We start from the raw sequence: 15,222 nt of genomic DNA on the forward strand, positions 1-15,222 counted from the left end.
CTGCGGTTTTACTGCCCTCACGGACGAACTGCTATGCCTGATGCAACCTTCAATGCCGACCTGCGCGGCGTGCATTACGACTTTCTCAAACAACGTGTGCCGAACTGGTTCAAGGAAGGTACGCCGCAACGCCAGGAAGAACTGGGCAAGCACGAGATGGATATTCCTGCCTGGTACCTGGCCGCCACCCACACGGACAAAACCACCCTGGCGGCGCAGCATTCACGCTTTCGTGAAACGCTTAATTCGATTGAGGCGCACCTGGGCCAGATTGAAGACGTCCTGACATTCGCCGAGCAACCGCTGAAAGATGCGATCAAAAACGAGTTCAATCTGGAGCTGGATGTACGCAATGTGTTCTTCGTGCGCAAGTATGGCTCCAAAGGCGCTCGCGATGACTTCTACGGTGCCTTTGTTTTCGAACAACAAAATGACTCATCGCTGACCTACACATACCGCGGCATTTCATTGCTGGAAGCCGCCCTGGCCAATTTCGAGGCCGATGAAGAACAGCCCAGCGCATGCACCGATTGCCAACTGATCACCACCTTCAACCCGCAAAACCCCAACATCATTGCGACCTTCGCGGCGGTCAATGCCCAAGCTGTAGCAATCGCCCCCCACGCGTTCGCCAAGCTCTGCCGCACACTGGACCTGGGCGCGCTGTACCAGGCGCATATCAAGGCGGTGGTTGAACCTGCAGACGCCAGCGAGCGCCAGGCACTGCAGCAGCTACTCGAGGAGCACCAGCGCCAGCAGCTAGCAGTGTGCATCGAGATCGCCAGACTGCAGTTGAACGGAGCGCTGAGTGCCGATGCCTATCGAATGCTCAAGCAGGTGGTGACCGGTTCTGATATCCCCAGGCTTGGTGGGAAACCGGTAACTTATGCCGCACTTAAGGTATTCGATAGCGTGCTGGTAGGGCCGCTGTTGATCGGGCCCGATCGTCAGAATACGAGCCGCTCCGAGCCGCTGGTGGTGTACATCCCCGGAGACCCCCAGCAGCCCGTCAAGGAATATGCGTCAAGTAGCGAGTTCATGGCTGACTTGCGCACACGCCTGCATAGCGCATCGTATCGACGCTTTTTCAGCCGCTTTGTGCCGGTGCGCGACCAAGGCGGTTTTTTCGCCCGGTTCAATCGGTTGTACCAGCCTGCCAACAACGGAAATGGCGGGGCAGACTATCCGCTGCGCACACCGTTGGCGCGGTTGCCGATGCAAGACTGGGTCGTTGCCGGTGACCTGTGGCAGCGCAGTCGCCAAGCACATATCAGCAAGATTTTGAGTGATGCACGTGCCGTGGCCGTGCCCACTGAAGATGAAGACCGCAAGGCTCGGCTCGAACGTTTGGAGCGCTTTTTCGACGCGGCTGTCAGCGTGTTCAACCTGGCCGCTTTTGTAGTGCCGGGGCTCGGGCCGATCATGCTCGCGGTGGGTGCTTCGCAAATGTGCTACGAAGTGTTCGAGGGCATTGAGGCCTACGAACAGGGCGAGCCGCGCCAGATGTGGGCGCATTTCGCTTCCGTGGCGCTGAACGTTGCCTTCATCGCCGCCGGTTCCAAGGTGTTGCCTGCCGTCAAATGGCAGAGTGCGGTGGATCATCTCAAACCGGTGACGCTGCCAACAGGCAAGCAGGTGCTGTGGAACCCTGATCTTGCGCCCTATGCATCGCCACTCAAACCCGCGCCCGAGGCCAAGCCCGATGCGTTGGGCCTGTACGAGCACGAAGGCCAACAGTTGGTGCCGTTCGACGACTCCCATTATCAGGTCAAGCAAGACCCACACACAGGTCAATACCGCATCCAGCATCCGAGCCGTCCCAATGCCTATGCGCCGGAACTGGAGCACAACCATAACGGGGTCTGGAGCCATGAACTGGAGCAACCGCTGACATGGGACGAGCCCACGCTGCACAAGCGCCTGGGCATCGCCGGACAGTCCGAACCGCTGCGTATCAGCGGCGTCGAGACCGATGCGTTGCGCCAGACCATGGTCGATCATGAGCCGCTGCCGCTCTTGCTGGACGACACCATCAAGCGCCTCGAACTGCACCGGCAACTCAGCACCTTTGTCGAACAAATCAAAAGCAGCGACCCGCTGGTGTATCAGAAAGCCGATCCTGTGCTGCAATTTGACATGCTCCAGCGCCGCGGTTTGCTGCCCGATAACGTACCGCTCAAAGTCATTGGCCCCACCGGCGACGTGCTGTGGGAAACCGCCGATGCGCCGACTTCAGTGCGCAAGCGTGTGATAGTGCTGACCGAAAGCACCGTGGCTCAGGGCCGCTTGCTCAGGGAGTTGCTGTACACCTTGCAGGGGGTCGACCCGCAGCTCAAGGAGTTCCCGGGTAGCCCCGATCAATCCCTGGACGTTCGCTGCGGCCAACTGCGCCAGTACCTCGGCGATGCCGTGCAGAGCCTCAAGGGTCCGTTGCTGGAAGAACGCTACCGAGCGCTGAACCCTGCGCCCGATGCGGATGTACAACGTGTGCTGGACGCATTCCCGGCCTTGCCGACCCTGGCGGCCGAGCGGCTGTTGCAAGGGGCTGCGGCAAACGAACTGGAGGCCTTGCGCAGCAGCGGTCGTCTGCCTGAGCGATTGGCCGAGCAGGCGAAATGGTGTGCCCAGCAAACCCGTGTGGCGCGTGCCTACGAGGGCCTGCACCTTGACACTCAGACCGGGCTCGACAGTCACCGCTTGGCCTTGCGCACCCTGGAAACGTTGCCAGGATGGCACCGAGGTTCGCGGCTGGAGTTACGCCAGTATTCCCCAGAGGGCACGGTGCTCGATGCCATCGGCTCACCCGATTTTCCGCACAAGCGAACCTTGGTGCTGCTCGAGAGCGGCGAATTCCAGGCTTCCATGCCCGGCGATTTCTACAGTGCCATCTGGGAGCAACTGGCGCTCGACGAGCGTCAGCGCCTGGGCCTGGGCAGCGCCGCTGAGCTCAAGCAGGCGATTCAGCGCAGCCCTTTACCACGCACGGAGCTGCTTACGGTGCTGGAGGCCAACCCACTGCGCAAACCGGACTATGACCCGATGGTTCGTCTGTTGGGTGGCGGGCCGGGGTTTCGTCTGTTCAGGAAAATTGGCAACGCGTTGCGCACGGACAGAGGGCGCGTACGGCAGTTGTTTCCCAGCTTCAACGAGGAGCAAATCACCGCGTTTATCCAATCCCTGGGTGATGACGTGACTGGGGGACTAGCGCGGCGGGAGGAAGAGTTTCGGGCACTGAAAAAAACCTTGAAGGTATGGTGGCGCGCCCAAGGGCCGCAAGCCATGAATGCCTACAGCGTTCAGACAGAGCTGGTCAATCAAGTCGTGCGTTGCTGGCGGCGGGAAACCGGGTCGTCACTGAAGCTGCATTACGGCAGGGGGGAACGGTTTGATTTGCCGCCAGTGAGTGCAGATTTCAGTCATGTGCAACACCTTGAGCTGTCCGACATCAGTTGGTCGAGCAACGCGGGCAAGTTTTTCGACAACTTCAGGCATCTGGAGAGTTTGAAGATCTTCAATGGCGACGTTGCCGAATTTCCGCCTGTGATCGGGGAAATGAAAAATCTGACCTCGTTGAACATCACCTTCAGCGGGCTTCGATTGACACCGCACAGTGCGCACTTGTTAAGCCGGCTCAGCGCGCTTGAAAACCTGGACCTGATGCATAACCCGTTAGGTACATTGCCCGACTTCAGCGGTATGCCAAACCTCACGGAGTTGAACTTGCGCGGTACGCAGATTGACCAGTGGCCTTCTGGATTAACCAGCCTGACCGGATTGAAGCGTGTCGACCTGTCGAATAACCGACTGCAGGAGGTCCCTGCGCAACACTTGACGCCGCCGGCGGATCAGCTCGAAGCGGTCGTGCGCACGAATAACGTCACCATTGTGCATGGCAACCCCTTTGCGGCCGACTATTGGCAGAAGTTCGACCAGTATTGGAAGAACCTGACGCAAAACCATCCGCGCCTCCTGCGAGGCGCCCTTGATGACGCCTTTGATAGCGGAAATCCAAGGCTTCGGGTCATGCAGAAAATATACCCGAACAACAGCGTGCAGTTTTCCAGGGGGATGATTTGGGCGTTGGGCGAGGCCGCCGAGGCAGAGCTGGCGTCGCGTGAGCAAGCATTTGACACGCTGCTGCGTCAGTTGGAGGGCTGGCGGTTCTCCGGCGGCGGTGAGCGCCAGCGCTATGTGCGGGTTGGGCAACGTTCCACCGAGGTGGCGGCACTGAGTGATCGCGCAACGGCCCAGCAACGTATCTTGAGTTGCTGGCGCAGGGAAACCCCGCAGCAACTCACCCACGCGGGTGACCCCTTCGGTCTGGAGCTGGACCTCAGTGGCCTGAACCTGCCGAGCCTGCCTGATCTGGATGCGGATTTCAGCCATGTCGGTTCACTCAAATTGAGCAACATGAACCTCAATACGTCGCCTGAGGGGTTTCTCTCTGGCTTTCGAGGCGTGCGCTGGCTGGACCTGTCGAGTAACCGGTTGCGCGAATTGCCACCGGCGCTGGGGCAGATGCAGGACTTGACCCGGCTGTCCCTGCAAAACAACCGGATACGCCTGACCCCCGATTCTGCAGCGACGCTGTCGTCACGCACCACGCTCAGGGCGTTGCTGCTCAATTCAAACCCACTGGGTATCACGCCGGATTTCAGTCAAATGTCGGATCTGCGTTCATTGGGCATGGGGGCAACCGGCATTGATAGCTGGCCGACGGGCTTGGGTGGCCAACCAAGCCTGGATGCGGTGTACCTCAGAGGTAACAATATTTCCACATTGCCCGATTCGCTGATAGCCCCGCCGGACGAGCAACTGGCACAGACCCTGCGCGTCACCCGTGTGACCGATCTGGATTTGAACCCGTTGTCGGTCGAGACGCGACAACGCATAGTCGCTTACGGCAACCGGCTAAGTGCGGGAGAACGAGCCACTAACAGGCTGGTCGCCAGCGTCATGCGGGTGGCTGATCGTCCTGTGGTGTTGGCTGCCACTGATGCTCCGTTCCGGCGCTGGTCCATCGGGTTCTCCACGCAACAGGTTGCGCAGCGCAGACTTCAATGGGCCGCCCTGCAGGCCCTGCCCGGTGCGCAAGGTTTCTTCGAAGTGCTGCGTGACCTGGAAGTCGCACCAGCAGGCCATGCAGACTTGCAGCGGCGCGTGTGGGACGTGATCGATGGCATCACGCAAAACAGCTCCGAGTCCGAGCAGTTGCGCAAGGAAATGTTTGAATGGGCGGGCCGGGCGGCCTGTTGTGATCGTGCGGCCCTGACCTTCAGCAACCTTGAGATCCTGCTGATGACCCACAACGCCAGGACCCTCGCACTGGACGCGTCCCAGGGAGCGGCGCTGCTGAAACTGTCCAGGGGGCTGTTGCGCCTGGAGGAGCTGGAGAAGATCGCACTGCAAGATATCGACCGGCGTAGAACTGCGATCCGCAAGCGCGACGACTTGACCCCCGCTCAGCGCGAGGTGGAGTTCAGCCGCTTGGAAGAGGTGGAGATTCGGCTGGCGTATCGTCATGGCCTGAAGGATCGCCTTGAGTTGCCGGGCCAGCCGCAACAGCCACGGTTCGCTCGTCTGGGTAATGTCTCCTTGGAGATGCTTAATGATGCCTATCAGCGAGTCATCAGCCTGGATAACTCCGCACAGGAGTTTCAAGCCGTGCTTTCAAGGGACTTCTGGAAAGATTATGTGGCGAACAAATACCGCGCACGGTTTGAAGTACAGAACGAGCCCCACCACGAAAAAATGGATACGTTGCGGCGTGATTTCGAGGCTGGGACATTATCGCGCGCAGCCTACGATGCCAAGGCCGAGGAGTTGCAGGCACAGTTTGCGATTGAAGAAGCGCAGTTGATTGAAACCTTGACCCGCGATGAAGTGGCGCAGGCGCTGGTACCCACGGCAACTCTCGAAGCGCTGGGGGAAAGCACCTCCGTGAACCTGCAACTTTCCCAGGCGCAAGCCATTGAATTCAATGGCAAGCAATATTTTGTCGCGAGCATGCCCGATGCGGGCGACGGTGAGCACTACGTGCTGTGGGTACAGGCGGTGGACAATCCGTTGCTGTTGACCAGCAGCGGCGTAATTGCCAAGCCTGATGTCAGCGGGGTATGGAAGCGTCGGGGTCTGGTGGGCGGGATGGCGCCGCAAGGTTCGGACGATGAGTTTGTGGAGGCCTCGGAGTCCATGCCGGTGCGGCCATACACGGCGGGCGAACTCAGCTATATGCGCCGTGAAATCCATTTCACGGCCAATCCCAATCCGGCCGGCAGCTACATCCGTGCCAACAACGGCAAGTATCCGCTGAGGGATTATCAGGGACGGCCTATTCGAATCAGGTCTCTGGAGAAGCAGGTGATCCAGGACTCGGGCGCCCACTACACCTCGGCGCAGATCAAGCCTTACATCCAGTTCGAGGGATATGAACAGGTCGGCGCGCGCTATGAAGCGCAACTGCAACTGCGCACGTTCACCGAACAAGACGTGAAAGTGCCGGGCGAGAAAGCGTTGATCGGCCAGTCGATGGTGGTGGCCAACCGCCGAATCGCCAAAGGCGAAATCGTCGGTGTGTACGGCGGTACCGTGCTGCCGTTCGGTATCTTCGGGCCTGGCGAACAGACCTATACCATGAAGGTGGGCAGCCAGATGGTTGCCCACGGGAACACGCTGGTGGAAGAACCGATTCACATATCGGGGGACAACATCCTGTCGCGAATCAACACCCACTTTGAGTACGACGCCAACGGCACACCCCTGCGCCAGGCGTTGGGAGGCTACAACGTTGAGACCGTGGCTTTCGACGTCGAGGCCGACATGTGGCTGGGCGTGGGGCCTGACGCGCAGATCAAGCGCAAGCCATTTTTACTCAATGCCATTTTCGCTACCGAAGATATCGCCGCTGGCACCGAGTTGCGTTTGGACTACCAGTACACCGAAGACATGATAAGAGGCCGATTTGCCTGATTCTTGCGTTGCGGGTAACGCGTCTGTCGTCGTAAATAGACGCGTCCTATCTTGAAAGTCCATGTTTTGCCCCAATCTTGTGGGCATATCCAGGCGGTACACCGCGTTTGCATTGATGCCGTGTATCGCCGCTTAACTTAGACGCGCCCTGACATCAATTCCCAGGCTGCCAGCCATGGCGTGCCGTGTGGCGGGCTGCGCGATATCGATAACGGATGGTGATGCCCCCATGGATTTCAAAGACTACTACAAGATTCTCGGTGTCGAGCCAACGGCTGACGACAAGGAGATCAAGTCGGCTTATCGCAAGCTGGCGCGTAAATATCACCCGGACGTGAGCAAGGAAAAGGATGCCGAAGCCAAGTTCAAGGACGCGTCCGAAGCCTATGAAGCGCTGAAAAGCGCCGACAAGCGCGCCGAGTACGACGAGCTGCGTAAATACGGCCAGCATGGTCAGCCGTTCCAGGGCCCGCCTGGCTGGCAGAGCCGTGGCGGCTTTGGCGGTGGCCAGGATGCGGGCGATTTCTCGGACTTCTTCAGTTCGATCTTCGGCTCGCGCGGTGATGCCTTCGGTGGCGGCCAGCGCCGTCCTGCCGGGCGCAAGGGCCAGGATGTGGAGATGCAGTTGACGGTGTCGCTGGAAGAAACCCTGTCGACCGAGTCCAAGCAGATCAGCTTCCAGGTGCCCCAGTACGATGCCTCCGGCCGGCACGTCAGCAATACCGTCAAGAGCCTGAACGTGAAGATCCCGGCCGGTGTGGCCGATGGCGAGCGCATCCGCCTCAAGGCCCAGGGTGCGCCTGGCATTGGTGGCGGGGCCAATGGCGACTTGTACCTGATCATCAAGTTTGCACCACACGCCAAGTTCGAGGTGGACGGTGAAAACCTGATCATCAACCTACCGCTGGCGCCGTGGGAGTTGGCGCTGGGCACGGAAGTGGCCGTGCCGACCCTCACCGGCAAGATCAACCTCAAGGTGCCTGCCGGTAGCCAGAACGGCCAGCGTATGCGTGCCAAGGGCCATGGTTTGCTGAACAAGGCCGGGCAACGCGGCTATCTGTTCATCCAGCTCAAGGCCGTCATGCCCAAGGCGGCGGATGATGAGGTCAAGGCATTGTGGGAGGCCCTGGCGCAAAAGGCTGCGTTCAATCCGCGCGAGCAGTTCTGAACGGGTCATTGATTTAGTTAGCGCCAGCCGCAAAAACGGCGTGCCTAGGATGACAACCTCTTCCAAGAAAAGGTTGTCATCCCATGCCGGACCTTCAAGTCACCGACCCCGCCACCCCGCCTCCTGGTGAGCAGGGCCAGCATTACGAACTGATCAAGCAGGCGATCCCCACTTGCCTGGTCAACAGTTCGCCCTCCCGTCGCAAGGCCCTCAAGGACACGCCGCCGGCTATTCCCCGCTGGTATGACGCCGCTTCCCAGGCACGCAAAGATCAGCTCAAAGTGCTGCTGGACGCCCGTTGCGAGTCGCTCAACGAACTGGAGAAAACTTTCAGTCACATACGCTCGGAGCAAGCGTTTGCCCAACCCTTGCTGGAAGCCGAGCTAAAGGCTATCGGCCACGAGCTGGACGTCAATCAAACCTGGTTGCGCCTGTATGTACCGGTCGAAGATGCCTTTGGCGTGAAGACCGGTGGCTTCAGGGTCAAAACGTTCTCCCTGCTGCACGCTGCCCTCGGCAACTTTGAGCAACGGGAGACTCGAGAGGGCTATTTCAACAGCGCCTCAGGTTTCATTACCCAACCGGACGTGCGCGATCATTTCGAGCGCCACACCACGACCCTGAAGATTCATGCGTTCACCCAGCTGTGCCGAGACCTGGACCTGGGCAAGCAGTACCAGGCTCACCTCAAGGCACAGTTGAAACCTGACGACGCCAAATCCCAAGCCGAACTGCGCGAACGTTACGTCCGGCATCAGAAAGCCGCCTTCAAGGCGGCGGCGTACCTGGCGTTGCTCAAAGGCGACATTGGCGACAGCGACCACGCGCTGCTGATGCGGGTGGCGGCCGGGGAAAAACATATTCTCAGCGACGGTAAGCCCATCGGGTATCGCAGCCTGAGCCTGATGAACCTGCATGTGCACGATTGCCTGGTCATCGACACTTGCGCCAAGCCTGGCTACACCTGCTGGGTCATCGTCTATATTCCCGATGACCCCGACCATCCCATCAAGCGTTATGAAAGCTTCAATGACTTTCGCAATGATTTGACCGAGCGCCTGAGCGCGAAAACCACCCAGCAAGCTGACCGCTCCCAAGGCTGGAAGGCTACGCCGAACCAGCATTTTTTTGCCCGGTTCGTTGCCGACAAAGACCGCGCCTACTACTACAAACGACTGACCGAACTGGTGCTGGACGCACCTCCCCAGCCGTTTGGTGCACAGGCCTTGCGATCGGAGTGGGGGCGCTTGCTGACTTCTCCGTCCTTTGCCACGCCTTCGGCACTGGGCGAACCCCAGCCCTACGTGCGCGTGCATGCCACTGCCCCTGAATTCAACATTCGCGCCCACACCCTGACGGACCTATGGCAAGTTGCAGACCTGTGGACCTATCGCCTGGGCAGCCTGCGTACGCGGCTGTTCGAGAACGCCCGGCATCGTGCGGTGAGCACCGCCGATGTCGATGAGGCCTCGCGTTCACTGCGCGCTGCGCATTACCTGAGTATCGGCCTGTTCGGCCTGAACCTGGTGGCCATGGCGGTGCCGCCGCTGGGTGTGGTGATGGCTGTGGCGATGGCCGGGCAATTACTTTACGAAGTCATCGACGGTGTTATCGAGCTGAGCGAAGGCGACCGCGAAGCGGGCTGGGCGCACATCACCGACGTGGTGGAAAACCTGGCGGCGCTGGCGGTACAGGCAGCCGTGGTGCACTTCACCGTGTCGCCGTTTATCGAGCAGCTCAAGGCCGTTACCCTGCCCAGTGGCAAGACTCGGCTCTGGAAACCCGACTTGTCGGCCTATGAGCACACCGCGTCCCTCCCTTCAGTGGCGGCGGATGAGCAAGGCCTGCACCGGCACAACGGCCAGACCGTGCTGCCGTTGGAGGGCAAACGCTATGCCGTGCAACAAGACCCGCTGACCGAGCAATATCGCATCCTGCACCCCACACGTGCCGAGGCCTATCAACCGATATTGAAGAGCAACGGCACTGGCCTCTGGAACCATGAAGTGGAACGCCCGCACACCTGGGAAGGCGCCACGTTGATGCGGCGATTGGGCCCGGTGACGGAGGGCTTCAGCGATGCCGAGTTGGAGCAGGCGCGCAGCGTGGCGGCTGTGAGTGAGGACGTGCTGCGCCGCGTGCATGTGGAAGGCGAGCCGGTACCGGCGATCCTGCTCGACACCCTGCGCCAGTTCAGGGCGTATCGCGATGCGGTGAACGTCGCCGAGGGCATTCGCCAGGGCTCGCTCAGCAGCGCACTGTGCAGCTATGCCGCATCCCTGGCGGTGGAGTTGCGGGGATGGCCAGCGAGCAAGGCGATCGAGGCATTTGCCGGCACCGAGTTGAGCGGACCGTCGATCAAATACGGTAATCAGCAGGCCGCGGCGGCGGACACCGTGCAGGTCCACCGCGCCGATTTGATGAGCGGCCAGTTGCCCATACGCATTATCGAAGCGCTCAGCGAACCTCAGCGAGATGCTCTGGTGGGCAGTTACACCGCCCGCACACCCGAGGCGAGAACCGAGGCCCTGAGATTGAAACTCGAACAAAGGGCCATCGAGGTGCGCGAGCGGTTGATGAAGAGTATCTACGTCGAGCAGCAGCCACCCTCCGACACCGCGATTATGCTGATCCAGCGCGACTTCAGTGGCGTGCCGACGATTTTGGCGCGCGAAGTGCTGGCGGACGCGACGCCGAGCGAGCGCGACACGATGAACCGCGCCAAGCGCATTCCCCTGCGGCTCGCTGAAAAGGCGCGCCGGGCGCAGCAGCAAATGCGCCTGACCCTCGCGTATGAAGGCTTGTACCTCGACGCGTTGGCCGGTCCAGACACCGAAACCCTGGCCCTCCACACACTGCCGGCACTGCCCGGCTGGTCGGACAATTTGCGCCTGGAAGTTCGCGAAGGCCGGTTTGAAGGCCCAGTGCGCGCCAGCTTCGGCCCCCTGGAGGCGAGTAGTCGCAAGGTGTTGGCACGCATGGAGGATGGGCGTTACCAAGCCTTCGATGAGCGCGGCCAGCACCTGCATGGGCTCAATGGTTTCTATGGTGCTTTGCAGCATGCGTTGACCGATGCCCATCGCAACGCGATTGGCGTGCCCCACGTCGGCCAGGGTGAGCAATTGAAGGGGTTGATCAAGCAGCATGCAATAGGCCGAGTACCGTTGCGCAAAGCCTTGGGCATGTCGCCGGAAAAACTGCCTTTTTTTCGACCGCCCAGCGTGTTGCCGGGTGAGCGTCGCGGCTATCCATTGAGCGGGCGGGGTGGCACTGAGTGGGAAAAAATCACGCGCGAGCGGGTCCGCAGCCTGTACCCGCAAATCACCCGGGACGAAATGCTCGCCCTGATCAACGAGCGCGGCGCGCTGGATCTGAGCTGGCTGCGTGCGTTGGAGCAAGAGTACAAGACCCTGCAGGCCGCCTTGCACAACTGGTTGAGCACACCGCCCCGGGGCATGGAGGCGTTCGGTGACCAGCAACGCCAGGTGCTGAGGGCCAGGCGCAAGATTTATACGGCGCTGGATGACGCCTGGAGAAAGGTCGGCCCACGGCACTACGATCGAAATGGGCGCCTTTTGGGGCAGAAAATCGAATGGTTGGAAGACGACCTGGCGCAGCAGCTCAGAACCTTGCCCGCACTGACTGCAAACTTCGACCATGTCAGCTACTTGGGCATTGTGGGAACCGAAGGCACGCAGTTGACGGATGCGGATGTGCAGCCACTGCTCGCCAACTTTCGCGGTCTGCGTCGATTAGGGATCGAGGCTGCTCAACTGACAAGCGTGCCGTCAGCCATCGAACAGATGCCGCATTTGCAGCGGTTGCATTTGGGCGGCAACGATATTGTCCTGACGCCTGAAGACGTCCTGCGCTTGAAAGATCGGGTGCGTCTCAAGGAGTTGTTTTTGGACATGAACCCACTCGGCTTGCCACCCGATGTCGGGCGCATGCCGCGCTTACAGACCTTGCTGCTCAATGACACAAGCCTGGAGGAGTGGCCTGCCAGTGTGTTCCGTGTGCCCAGGCCGGAAAATTTCATTCTGGATATGCGGCAGAACCCAATAGCGCGGATTCCCGAGTTCGCGCCGGGCTCGGATAAGGCACTGATTGTGGCGAAAACCTTCCTCACCCGTGAAGAGCTGACGCCTGAGCTGCTTGCTCAATTCAAGCGGTACATCGAGGCCGCTGGCCGCGATCCGGATCGCCAATTGCCGAAAAGGGGGGCGCTCGACAGCGAGCAGTGGAAAACCGGTTATTCGGCGCAGGAATGGCCCTCCAGGCAAGTGTTATGGGACATGCTTGAAGGCTCGTTTGGCTCTGAGGGCTTTTTCAATCTTCTTCGTGCCGTCAGGCACTCCGGGGACTCGACAGGCAGGGGCGGCGTATGGTTGCCGGAATTGACCGCCAAAGTCTGGCGCATGCTTGAGGCGATGGGCGAAGACGCCGAATTACGCGAACACTTGTTCCTGATGGCCCGGGACCCAGCGGCCTGCGTGGACGCCGGGGCGCAGTTGTTCAATTCGATGGGCGTTGCCGTGCTGCATTGGTCAGCCTACTTCAGCGAGGATGTCGACGCCGTGCGCAGGGCCGTGTTCAACCTGGCCAGGAGGAAATGGCGCCTTGATGAGCTGGGGCGTATTGCCCATGCTCGCGTCGCCGAGTTGCAGGAGCAGGGCGCCAGGTTTCCCGAGTATGATGCCCAGGGCCTGCGCATTGAGCATTACGATGGCGCCGGTAATGTGATCGCCGATATCGACGAAGTCGAAATCTATCTGGCGTATACGGTGCCGCTGGCCACCCGGCTGGACTTGCCCTGGCAATCCAGAAGCATGATGTTCCGCGAGGACTATGTCACGGCGCCGATGGTGGAGGCGGCATTCCAGCGCGTACAGCTGCAGGATCAGGGCGCGCAGTTGCGTGACAATCTGCTGGAGCAGCCGATGTGGACTGACTTCCTGCAGCGTGCGCATCAAACTGATTACGCGCTGATTGCCGAAAAATTCGACGCCCTGATCGACTATGAGGCCGCGCAGGCACAATGGGCCGCCGCTGCCCACCTCCCCGAGAGAGCGAGGCAGGCCCTGCGTCAAACCATCAGCCAGACGGCCCGGCGCCTGGGCCGATCGGCTTCGGAAAGTGAACCGGGGCAACTGATGCCCCAGCAAGACTACGATGACACCTTTGGCCGCATCAATGCCGAGCTGATCACCTTGAACCAGACACTGACCGATCAAGCGATCAGCGCCATTCTCTAGAACAGGAAGTACCGCTGGGCCATCGGCAACACCTCGGCCGGTTCGCACCACAGCAACTGACCGTCAGCCTTGACCTGATAGGTTTGCGGGTCAACCTCGATATCCGGCAGGTAATCGTTGTGGATCAGGTCGGTTTTCTGCACATCGCGGCAACCCTTGACCACCGCGATCTGCTTCTTCAGGCCCAGGGCCTCGGGCAGTCCGGCCGCCTGCGCGGCCTGGCTGATAAACGTCAGGCTGGTGGCGTGCAGGGAGCTGCCGAAGCTGGCGAACATGGGGCGGTAATGCACCGGCTGCGGCGTCGGGATCGAGGCGTTGGCGTCGCCCATCAGGCTCGAAGCAATGGCGCCGCCCTTGAGGATCAGCGTGGGCTTGATGCCGAAAAAAGCCGGCCGCCACAGCACCAGGTCGGCCCATTTGCCGACTTCGATGGAGCCGACGATATGGCTGATACCGTGGGTGATCGCCGGGTTGATGGTGTATTTGGCGATGTAGCGCTTGGCGCGGAAATTGTCGTTGCCGGGGCCGTCGCCGGGCAGCGGGCCACGCTGTTTTTTCATCTTGTCGGCGGTCTGCCAGGTGCGCGTGATCACTTCGCCGACACGGCCCATGGCCTGGCTGTCGGAGCTGATCATCGAGAACGCGCCGAGGTCGTGCAGGATGTCTTCGGCGGCGATGGTTTCGCGGCGGATGCGGCTTTCGGCGAAGGCCACGTCTTCGGCAATGCTCGGGTCCAGGTGGTGACACACCATCAACATGTCCAGGTGTTCGTCGATGGTGTTACGCGTGAACGGCCGCGTCGGGTTGGTGGAGCTGGGCAGCACATTGGGGAAACCGCAGGCCTTGATGATGTCCGGTGCATGGCCGCCACCGGCACCTTCGGTGTGGTACGTGTGGATGGTGCGGCCCTTGAGCGCGGCGAGGGTGGTTTCGACAAAGCCCGACTCATTGAGGGTGTCACTGTGGATGGCCACCTGCACGTCGTAGGCATCGGCGACGCTCAGGCAGTTGTCGATGCTCGCCGGCGTGGTGCCCCAGTCTTCGTGCAGCTTCAAGCCGATCGCACCGGCCTTGACCTGCTCGATCAGCGGCTCGGGCAAACTGGCGTTGCCCTTGCCGGTAAAGCCAATGTTCATCGGGAACGAATCGCTGGCCTGCAGCATCCGCGCAAGGTGCCACGGGCCGGAGGTGCAGGTGGTGGCGTTGGTGCCGGTAGCCGGCCCCGTGCCGCCGCCGATCATGGTGGTGACGCCGCTGGTCAGGGCCTCTTCGATCTGCTGCGGGCAGATGAAGTGCACATGGGAGTCGATGCCGCCCGCCGTGAGGATCATGCCTTCCCCGGCGATCACTTCGGTGCTGGCGCCGATGGCCATGGTCACACCGGGCTGAATGTCCGGGTTGCCAGCCTTGCCGATAGCGTGGATGCGGCCGTTCTTGAGGCCCACGTCAGCCTTGACGATGCCCCAGTGGTCGATGATCAGCGCGTTGGTGATCAGCGTGTCGACCACTTCATGGGCGAGCAATTGGCTCTGGCCCTGGCCGTCACGGATCACCTTGCCGCCGCCGAATTTGACCTCTTCGCCGTAGACGGTGAAGTCCTGTTCCACTTCGACGAACAGTTCGGTGTCGGCCAGGCGCACCTTGTCACCGACGGTGGGGCCGTACATGTCGGCGTAGGCTTGTCTAGATATCTTCATGGGTGTGTCCTCGATCGTTCCCACGCTCTGCGTGGGAATGCATCCTGTGACGCTTTGCGTCACGACGTAAAGAGCGGACGCAGAGCGTCCCTGGCGGCGTTCCCACGCGGAGCGTGGGAACGCTCTATGCATT

Annotated in this window: 4 protein-coding genes; 3 read left to right on the top strand and 1 reads right to left on the bottom strand. The window is 60.7% G+C overall.

Annotation, left to right across the window (positions count from 1 at the left end; translation table 11 throughout):
* The first annotated feature begins 33 nt into the window (after window positions 1-33).
* From AC07S6_RS14370 to AC07S6_RS14380, 3 genes are all read left to right on the top strand, one after another.
* Window positions 34-6,969 (top strand): dermonecrotic toxin domain-containing protein, encoded by a 6,936-nt coding sequence (locus tag AC07S6_RS14370; RefSeq protein ID WP_495112513.1) that lies wholly within the window; start codon window positions 34-36, stop codon window positions 6,967-6,969.
* A gap of 229 nt (window positions 6,970-7,198) precedes the next feature.
* Window positions 7,199-8,137 (top strand): DnaJ C-terminal domain-containing protein, encoded by a 939-nt coding sequence (locus tag AC07S6_RS14375; RefSeq protein WP_014716703.1) that lies wholly within the window; start codon window positions 7,199-7,201, stop codon window positions 8,135-8,137.
* Between the two features lie 83 nt (window positions 8,138-8,220).
* Window positions 8,221-13,392, top strand: coding sequence for a dermonecrotic toxin domain-containing protein (locus AC07S6_RS14380; RefSeq protein ID WP_495112514.1), 5,172 nt, complete (start codon window positions 8,221-8,223; stop codon window positions 13,390-13,392).
* Here the strand turns inward: AC07S6_RS14380 and ureC are convergent.
* Window positions 13,389-15,089 carry an urease subunit alpha gene (ureC, locus tag AC07S6_RS14385; protein WP_073845642.1) on the bottom strand — a complete coding sequence of 567 codons (1,701 nt, stop codon included), beginning with the start codon at window positions 15,087-15,089 and terminating at the stop codon, window positions 13,389-13,391. The two genes, AC07S6_RS14380 and ureC, sit on opposite strands and share 4 nt — an antisense overlap.
* Between the last annotated feature and the right edge of the window lie 133 nt (window positions 15,090-15,222).

This window comes from Pseudomonas sp. GW821-FHT07B01, assembly GCF_059419065.1.